The organism is Pantoea sp. Acro-807, assembly GCF_011752675.1.
GTDB lineage: Bacteria > Pseudomonadota > Gammaproteobacteria > Enterobacterales > Enterobacteriaceae > Pantoea > Pantoea eucrina.
This window is the reverse complement of sequence record NZ_VWXE01000008.1, coordinates 159,007-165,006: the sequence shown is the minus strand read 5'-3', so window position 1 is coordinate 165,006 and position 6,000 is coordinate 159,007. Positions and strand designations below refer to the sequence as shown.

Below are 6,000 nucleotides of genomic sequence, written 5' to 3'. Positions count from 1 at the left end.
ATGGACATTCAGTCTGTTATGAATGTGACTGGTCTGACTGAGGAAGAGCTGAAGCACTCTTGTCGCTGAGTATTTGATCTTGACGCCTTCCATACCTCAGCTCATGCAAAGCGGCTGTAACATGAGAATCAACTCCTGCCGATTTTGCCGTTGCCTGATAAGCTTCCTGAACTGCGATACATGGTCATAATCAGCCAAAGCGGTTTAACAAAAAAAGTGCTATTAAGTTCGCATAATCATAATTATGTTAAATTAAGGCTTGAGCTATGACTGTAAGCGAGTAGATTCAGCTTGCTGCACTCATACTCCTGACGCGATTGAGCCATAAATTTGAAGAAAATCATATTAATATCAGAATGCTCTTTACGTTGGGGCTAAGCTCAAAGAGTCAGGCAGTGAATTAACGCTCCTCTCTATCAGGCAGAGGCCTGGATCGCGAACCTCTGCCCGACCGCCCTATTTTTTATCCTGTGACCAGGTCGCGCTGCGGATATCGACCTTTACCGGCAGCAGGCCAATCCGCGTAAAGGTATCAGCCAGGGCCTGCTGCTGCGTAAAGACTTCAGGCGTCATGCGCTCTGCGCCAAAGGGCATCCTTGCCAGCGCGCGCTGCCAGATGGGCTGCGGCAGACCGGTCGAGGTGGACATGATTTATGCCGCTTCATCCTGATGCTGATTGGCCCAGGCGCTGAGTGTGTCCAGCTCATCTACCACCTTGCCGGCGATTGCCGGATAACTCTCCGCAAATTTGCGGCTGGCCAGATAGAAGGTGTAATGCGGCACCAGCCCTTCAGCGTTGCTGATTAACCGGGCGTGGGCGTTGGTTTCAACTTCCGCGTAGTAAGGGTCCCAGATAACCCACGCATCGACCGCGCCACGCTGGAAAGCCGCCCGCGCATCGGCGGGCGGCAGATAGACCGGCGTAATATCCTTATAGCTTAGCCCTGCCTTCTCCAGGGCTGTGACCAGCATATAGTTAACGTCAGACCCTTTGTTCAGCGCCACGCGCTTACCCCTGAGGTCCGCCACACTTTTGACAGGTGAATCGGCCGGAACGACAATCGCTTCGGTTTTCGGATTAGCTGGCGAGTGCGCCAGATAAACCAGATCGGCCTGTGCTGCCTGGGCAAACGCAGGTGGCGTAGAATTTGCTGCCGTTGAGGACGTTGTTACAGATCGCTGTGGTACGCTGATGCGCGGCGCGGGCTGAAAATTCTGCCAGCGCATTTCCCAGATGGACGCCAGCCAGCACTTCACCGTAAAAGCGTTGTTTCTGAGACTCGCTGCCGTTAAGGCGCAGGACTTCCAGCGCGTAGAAATGGTTCTGCGGAACCTGACCCACTGCCGCATCGGCCTCGCTGAGCAGGCTAATCACCGAGGTCAGCGTGGCTGTCGACGCCGCGATACCGCCATAGGCTTCGGGCACGGTAATCGCCCCTAATCCGGACTGAAACAGTGCCCGCAGCGGATGATGCGGTAACTCACGTTCGCGATCCCGGGTTGCGGCACCTTCACGGAACTGCTGCGCCAGCTGTGCGGCGACATCCAGCGCCTGCTGTTCGCTGCGCACGCTCTCCGCAGGCTGTTTCGGCTGAACCTGACTCATACTTTCTCCTTAAATCCACGCATGACGCGCGGGATAGACTGCATTCAGGTAGTAGTTGCCGATAGCGTGGGTTTTCCAGCGCACCGGGTCGTGCAGGGTGTGGGTGCGCGCGTTGCGCCAGTGGCGATCCAGACCATGCTGTAGCAGCGTGGCGCGACTGCCGCCCCACTCCAGGAGCTTTTCGCTGGCTCGCAGGGCGATCTCCGTGGTCAGCACTTTGGCTTCTGCCACGGCAATTGAGGCGGCTGCGCTGTTTTCGGCTGTCAGCGCGGCCGGGTCTGTGGCGTCGAGCACGCGGGCCGCCCTTCGCAGCAGGGCATTGGCGGCGCTCAGTTCGGTACTGATGCGACCGATATCGGCAAGGATGTAAGGATCGTCCGTGTTGCGCACCACGCCGGCATCGACCCAGGGACGGGAGTGATCGCGAACGAACGCCAGCGCATCGTCCAGCGCGCCCTGCGCGATGCCGGCATCGATCGCCGCCTGGATGAACTGTGAAACGGCACCGCGCAGCGTCGGTTTCTCCGGCGACGGTAGCGGAATAATCCAGGCCGGATCGACCGCCACCTGATGAAGCCTGACCGTGCCGCTGGCCGTGGTACGCTGCCCCATGCCAGACCAGTCATCGACAATCTCTGCGCCTGGGGCAGGCAGCGGGATGAAAGCCATCACAGGCCTGTCATCATCCTGAAGAGCGGTGGTAACCAGAATGTCGGCAAACAGCGCGCCGGTTGAATAAAACTTCTCTCCCGTCAGAAACCGCGCGTTCCCATCTCCGCTCAGTCGGGCCTGAACATCACGCGTATGACGGGTATTTTTTTCAGGACCACCGTTACCCAGTCGGTTGCCGTTCACGACGGCCTGCAGCAGCGTTTGCTGCTGTTCCGGTTCGCCTTCGCCCAGGATGAACTGAATCAGCCCAAAGTGGTTCTGCGGGATCTGGCCCAGAGAGGGATCGCTGGCGGAGATAATGCGAAAAACCTCCGCCAGGGTCTGATAGTCCAGCCCGCCTCCGCCAAAACGACGCGGAACGCTGATACTGCCCAGACCAAGCCGGGTGAACTGATTCAGCAAATCAACGGGATAAATCCGCTGCTGATCGCGCTCAACGGCACCGGGCTTCGCCTGCTCAGCCAGCGATTGCGCCGCCTGAATAGCCTGTTCGCGTCGGGTGATGACCGCCGCCTGACAGGTTTCGGGTACAGTAAAAGAGAGATTCATGGCGTTTCCAGTAAAAAAAGGGCGTCAAAGCATGCAGGCTGAATTAAGCCCGTTACATTTATTAACAGAGTGAGAGCGATAATAGTCAGTTGTTCAAAACGAAGTAAATAGCGTGGTTATTACAATATCCGCAAAGCTAATCAGTAATTGAGCTTTGATTTTTATAGCGTCCCTGAGGGGATTTAATGGAAGTTTACCGGCAAACGCCTCTGAGATATTCAGAGGAAAAATATTCATTCCTGTTTAATTATGCTTTATTGACTCTCATTTTCTGGCAGTGCTGCAGAAGGGTGAACAGATATTTTCCAGCCCCTGTCATCCCACACGTAATAGAACAGGTAATCTATTTTGACGTGTGGGCCATATTTGAAGGCAAAAATATAAACGCCTTTGTCTGTCGCTTTATTACTGGCGTGAAAATAGTTTCGGACATCTGATGAAAATGGTTCCAGGCACAGCGCTTTTGCTGTCATGATATTATATTCTCGTTATTTGATGAGTCAGCACGGATGAAGAAGAAAAACAGCACGCCCACGCCTCACGACGCGACTTTCAGGCAATTTCTTACGCAGCCGGAGATTGCCCGGGACTTTATCAATTTGCGCGTAAGACCTCGCCCAATCGGGCGGGGATATAAGCGCGGTAACTGCGTAACATCCCTTGACCTTCTTACATAATGCGCCGTAATATGTAAATCATGAAACGCGCATATAAATACAGATTCTATCCAACACCCGATCAGGTTGAGTTACTGGCTCAAACGTTCGGTTGTGTGCGTTTTGTCTATAACAGCATCCTGCGCTGGCGCACCGATGCTTATTACGAACGGCAAGAGAAGATCGGCTATACACAAGCCAGCGCACGATTAACCGCACTGAAAAAAGAGCCAGATTTTGCCTGGCTCAATGACGTTTCCAGCGTGCCGCTACAGCAAGCCCTGCGCCACCAACAAGCCGCTTTTTCTAACTTCTTTGCAGGTCGGGCAAAGTATCCGACATTCAAAAGCAAGCGCCATAAACAGGCCGCTACGCTGACGGATGCCGCGTTTAAATACCGCGACGGCAGGTTGTACATGGCAAAGAGCAAAGCGCCTTTAGACGTGCGCTGGAGTCGCCCTTTGCCGTCCGTGCCGTCTACCGTCACCGTGTCCAAAGATTCAGCGGGGCGCTACTTTGTTTCGTGCCTCTGCGAGTTTGAACCTGTATCACTGCCGATCACCGCGTCCACGGTCGGCATTGATGTTGGTTTAAAAGATTTGTTCGTCACCGATACCGGATTCAAAACCGGCAATCCCCGCCATACCGCTAAATATGCGAAGCGATTAGCCCTGCTACAGCGACGTTTGAGCAGGAAACAAAAAGGCTCAAAGAACCGCGCCAAAGCCCGCGCCAGAGTCGCCCGCATTCACGCGAAAATTGCTGATTGCCGCCTGGATAACCTGCACAAGCTATCCCGCAAACTCATTAACGAAAACCAGGTTGTTTGCGTCGAATCCCTGAAAGTGAAGAACATGATCCGCAACCCTAAACTGTCCAAAGTGATAGCGGATGCGGGCTGGAGTGAGTTTGTTCGCCAGCTACAGTACAAAGGCGAATGGGCCGGACGTTCTGTTGTCGCGATTGACCAGTTTTTCCCGTCAACGAAGCGTTGCAGCAGTTGCGGCTACACGCTGCCGAAACTTGCGCTTAACGTCCGTGCATGGCGCTGCCCTGAATGCAGCACCGACCACGACAGGGATATAAACGCCGCAAAGAATATCAAAGCTGCCGGGCTGGCAGTGTTAGCCCACGGAGCGACTGTAAACCCTAAAGCCGCGTAATGCGGCTCAGGTAGGTTGCGTTGAAGTGGGAATCCTCGCCCTTTAGGGCGGGGAGCAGTCAAGGAGCTTCACCTCCCGACAGAGCTGCGCTCGCTCTGCGATCTCAGCACCCTGAAGCTGGAGTCTGGCTCTTTCGTGGAGGATAATCTGCGGCAATACTTCAGCGATGTTCTTTACAGCCTGAAGACCACCGCCGGAGACGCTTACGTTCACGTGCTCATTGAGCACCAGTCTTCCCCGGACCGGCATATGGCTTTTCGCCTGCTGCGCTACGCCGTGGCCGCCATGCAGCGCCACCTTGAGGCCGGGCACAAAAAGCTGCCACTGGTGATACCCGTGCTCTTCTATACCGGAAAACGCAGCCCGTATCCCTATTCCACCCGCTGGCTGGATGAGTTCGACAATCCGGCAGTCGCGGAGAAACTATATGGCGGCCCCTTTCCGCTGACAGACATCACCGTTATCCCGGATGATGACATTATGAATCATCGCAGCATGGCAGCGCTTACCTTACTCCAGAAGCACATACACCAGCGCGATATAGCCACGCTGACCGACCGGCTGGCCACACTGCTGATGGCGGACTATCTTTCTTCATCTCAGGTGACAGTGCTGATACACTATTTACTGCAGGCAGGAGAGTCGGCCGACTCTGAAGCCTTCGTTCGCGAACTGGCACAGCGTGTGCCGCAACACGGAGATGCACTCATGACCATCGCACATCAGCTCGAGCAGAAGGGCATTGAGAAAGGCCGCATGGAAGGCCGCATGGAAGGACGCCAGGAGGGGATTCAGCTTGGCGAGCAGCAAGGCATTCGCGCAGCAACCCTGAAAATTGCGCGAACCATGCTACAGAGCGGTCTTGACCAGAATATGGTTATGCAGATGACCGGCCTGACTGAGGATGAGCTGGCGCAAATTCACCACTGAGCAGCCCGGCCATTTCTGAGCGATCTTTCAGGTATCCAGATATGTTTTCTGAAGCTTCCGGTTCCTTTCAGGAGAAGATGTTTCAGCAATCATCGTCGCTCTCTTTTTCTTTTCAGTTTGGCAGGAATATAATCCCTGGCGATAACGAATCCCGCAACACGGAGATGCACTCATGACCATCGCACAGCAGCTCGAGCAGAAGGGCATTGAGAAAGGACGCATGGAAGGCCGTATGGAAGGTCACCAGGAGGGGATTGAACTTGGCAAACGCGCAGCAAGCCTGAGAATTGCGCGAGCCATGCTACAGAATGGCTTCGACCAGAATATGGTCATGCAGATGACCGGCCTGACTGAAGATGATCTGGCGCAAATCCGGTACTGACTGCTACGCAGATCGTTCTTACTTATCGCCAGGCCGTCAGAT

4 protein-coding genes and 4 pseudogenes are annotated in these 6,000 nt (G+C 54.6%); 4 read left to right on the top strand and 4 right to left on the bottom strand.

The annotated features are described in order from the left end of the window. Positions 1-456 precede the first annotated feature (456 nt). From F3J39_RS16430 to F3J39_RS16415, 4 genes and pseudogenes are all read right to left on the bottom strand, one after another. Positions 457-1,140: pseudogene (locus F3J39_RS16430) on the bottom strand (aliphatic sulfonate ABC transporter substrate-binding protein); the annotation flags it as partial. Further along, positions 1,079-1,606, bottom strand: coding sequence for an acyl-CoA dehydrogenase family protein (locus F3J39_RS16425; RefSeq protein ID WP_247648277.1), 528 nt, complete (start codon positions 1,604-1,606; stop codon positions 1,079-1,081). The gene F3J39_RS16425 and the pseudogene F3J39_RS16430, both read right to left, overlap by 62 nt. Positions 1,607-1,615: 9 nt before the next feature. After that, complete coding sequence (locus F3J39_RS16420) at positions 1,616-2,827, bottom strand: SfnB family sulfur acquisition oxidoreductase (RefSeq protein ID WP_166714436.1); 1,212 nt, start codon at positions 2,825-2,827, stop codon at positions 1,616-1,618. 254 nt (positions 2,828-3,081) lie between these two features. Continuing rightward, on the bottom strand, positions 3,082-3,300 hold the full coding sequence (locus tag F3J39_RS16415; RefSeq protein WP_166714435.1) for a hypothetical protein: 219 nt from the start codon (positions 3,298-3,300) through the stop codon (positions 3,082-3,084). Between the two features lie 36 nt (positions 3,301-3,336). Here F3J39_RS16415 and F3J39_RS16410 point away from each other — a divergent pair. The 4 genes and pseudogenes from F3J39_RS16410 to F3J39_RS16395 all read left to right on the top strand — a co-directional run. Further along, positions 3,337-3,435: pseudogene (locus tag F3J39_RS16410) on the top strand (Rpn family recombination-promoting nuclease/putative transposase); the annotation flags it as partial. 89 nt (positions 3,436-3,524) lie between these two features. Continuing rightward, entirely contained in the window at positions 3,525-4,646 is a 1,122-nt protein-coding gene (locus F3J39_RS16405) for an RNA-guided endonuclease TnpB family protein (RefSeq protein ID WP_211049725.1), read from the top strand. A gap of 63 nt (positions 4,647-4,709) precedes the next feature. Further along, positions 4,710-5,576: pseudogene (locus F3J39_RS16400) on the top strand (Rpn family recombination-promoting nuclease/putative transposase); the annotation flags it as partial. 145 nt (positions 5,577-5,721) lie between these two features. Next, a pseudogene (locus tag F3J39_RS16395) lies at positions 5,722-5,958 on the top strand (ISNCY family transposase); the annotation flags it as partial. Between the last annotated feature and the right edge of the window lie 42 nt (positions 5,959-6,000).

Excerpts from the sequence above, each read along its gene's own strand:
- F3J39_RS16425 (WP_247648277.1), bottom strand. The coding sequence starts at position 1,606 with ATGAGTCAGGTTCAGCCGAAACAGCCTGCGGAGAGCGTGCGCAGCGAA.
- F3J39_RS16420 (WP_166714436.1), bottom strand. The coding sequence starts at position 2,827 with ATGAATCTCTCTTTTACTGTACCCGAAACCTGTCAGGCGGCGGTCATC.
- F3J39_RS16415 (WP_166714435.1), bottom strand. The coding sequence starts at position 3,300 with ATGACAGCAAAAGCGCTGTGCCTGGAACCATTTTCATCAGATGTCCGA.
- F3J39_RS16405 (WP_211049725.1), top strand. The coding sequence starts at position 3,525 with ATGAAACGCGCATATAAATACAGATTCTATCCAACACCCGATCAGGTT.